This window comes from Rhodovulum tesquicola (genome assembly GCF_024128855.1).
GTDB lineage: Bacteria > Pseudomonadota > Alphaproteobacteria > Rhodobacterales > Rhodobacteraceae > Rhodovulum > Rhodovulum tesquicola.
The window spans coordinates 1-2,158 of sequence record NZ_JAMYDV010000052.1; the positions used below are offsets into that span (position 1 = coordinate 1).

General features: G+C 60.2%; 2 protein-coding genes. Both read left to right on the forward strand.

Annotated elements, in window-relative coordinates; genetic code table 11:
- The coding region (locus NHN26_RS17275; RefSeq protein WP_253090537.1) for a class I SAM-dependent methyltransferase at positions 1-309 on the forward strand (309 nt) is incomplete at its 5' end.
- A 206-nt stretch (positions 310-515) separates the two neighbouring features.
- Positions 516-1,880: a DUF2254 domain-containing protein gene (locus tag NHN26_RS17280; RefSeq protein ID WP_253090538.1), complete on the forward strand. Its 1,365-nt coding sequence runs from the start codon at positions 516-518 to the stop codon at positions 1,878-1,880.
- Positions 1,881-2,158 lie beyond the last annotated feature (278 nt).

The following is a 2,158-nucleotide window of genomic DNA, read 5'->3' on the forward strand; positions in this document are numbered from 1 at the left end:
CTCTACAACGGCCAGCTCCCGCAATCAGTGCTCAAGGGCCGAACGCCCATCGACGCTCTGAAGGACTGGCAGCGGCAAAGGCCGGACATCTTCAAGAAACGACCGTATAATCACGCGGGATGTGACAGCTACAGCCAGACGCTCCGCCGCTGGCATGAATCGTTCAACGAAAACTGGAGCGAGATCGCCAGACAAGGTTTCGATGAGCGGTTTCGCAGGATGTGGAACTTCTATCTCACCTCCTGCGCTGCAGGTTTCGCGAGCGGAGATTGTGACGTGACGCAGGTCACCGTGGAACGGCCGGCTTGAGATGCCAATCGAGCACCCCTGCACCTATATCACCGCCCCATGTGTTGCCCGCGCCCGCATGATCGCTTGGAAGCCGCGGGCAATCGTGCCCCAAGGCGCCACGACAGCATCGGTGCCGCGTCAGATCGCACATTGTCTGGGTGCTTGCGCGGCGGACCTGACAGAGATGAACATGGTCGATTTTATCCCGTCCGGCGAAGGCGACGATGCTTAGCCGCTTTTACACTCTCTGGGCCAATCTGCGGGCCGGCTTCTGGTTCGTACCGACGCTCATGGCTGTCGGTGCAATTGGGTTGGCCATCGTGGCTCTTAACCTCGATGCGGGCCTGCCGGAGGAGAAGGCCCGGCAGTTCTGGATCCACAGCGGCGGGCCGGAGGACGCCCGAAATCTGCTTTCCACCGTGTTTTCCTCGATGGTCACAATGGCCACGCTCGTCATATCGATCACCATGGTGGTGTTGACGCTCGCAGCCAGCCAGCTCGGACCTCGAATGGTCCGAAACTTCATGGGCGATCTCCGCACGCAGTTGGTGTTCGGCACCTTCCTCATGACCATCATCTACTGTCTGCTTGTGCTTCGGACCCTGCACAGCGAACTCGACGTCTCCGAGGTGCCCCACATCGCGGTCACGGTCGGGACTGTACTTGCCCTCATCAACCTGTTCGCGCTGCTGTTCTTTATCCATATTCTGGCCCGTTCGATCATTTCCGAAACGGCGATCCGGCGTGTCGAAAGGGATCTCCGCAATGCGATTTCGCGCTTGCTGCCGGTGGAGGAAGACGTTCAACGATTTGCCGAACAGCCGACAATCGCCGACATGCTGCCCGTCGACTTCGACGAACGTGCTGCCGCGTTGCCTCTTTCCGGCGAAGGCTACGTTCAGGCGATCGAGTATGAGCAGCTCGTGGAAATCGCCTGTCGTCACAAAGTGGTCATCCGCCTGGACTTCCGCGCCGGCGATTTCGTGATCAAAAAATCGTACAAGGCAGAAATCTATCCGGGGAGTCTGCTCAACTCGGAACTGGCGACCGAACTGGAAGGCGCGATCCTGGTCGGTGACGAACGCACGCCGCTTCAGGATCTCGAGTTTTCGATGCGCCAGTTGGTCGAAATCGCCGTGAGGGCGCTTTCGGCGGGCATTAATGACCCCTTTACCGCTATCGCCGTTATCGATCGTCTGGGCGCTGCGCTCGGCGAACTGATGCGGCGCGAGCTTCGGCATGAGGTTCTTTTCGACCCAGCGGGAAATGTGCGAGTGATCGCCCCTGCGGCGAGCTTCCGTGGCTTCACGAACGCAGCTTTCCACCAGATCCGGCAAGCCGGCGCCAGCCACCCAGCCGTCATCATGCACATGCTGCGCACAATTGCGCTGCTTGCGCCCAACGTCCGACTGGTCGACCAACGTGATGTCCTGCTGGACCACGCCGCCGTCATTGCCGAAACCGGGCGCCGCGGAGCATCGGAAGCCTCCGATATCGCCGATATCGATCACAGTTACCGGGCAGCTCAAGTCGCACTCACTGGAAAGCCACGCCTGGCAAAGCCTTCGGAAGCGCTCGGGCGAGAATAACCCATTTCCCTGTAGATTCAGCTATCCAATCGGTAAATGGGCTGCGCGAAAGCACGGCGAGCGCAATGGCTCTATAGCGAAGCGCCGCCCGCATCCATGGGCTGGCGGCGAACCCGGTCAAAAACGCTGCGATCTACGCCCGCCTCCACTTGGCGAAGGGCTCCACGCCGTTGATCTTGCAGGTCTCGATCAGCGAGGCGATGCGGCCCCAGGTTCTGCCGCCCTCGTCATGACCGGCGAAGAGTGCATTCTTGCGATTCAGGGCAATCGGACGAACC

Excerpts from the sequence above, each read along its gene's own strand:
- NHN26_RS17280 (WP_253090538.1), top strand. The coding sequence starts at position 516 with ATGCTTAGCCGCTTTTACACTCTCTGGGCCAATCTGCGGGCCGGCTTC.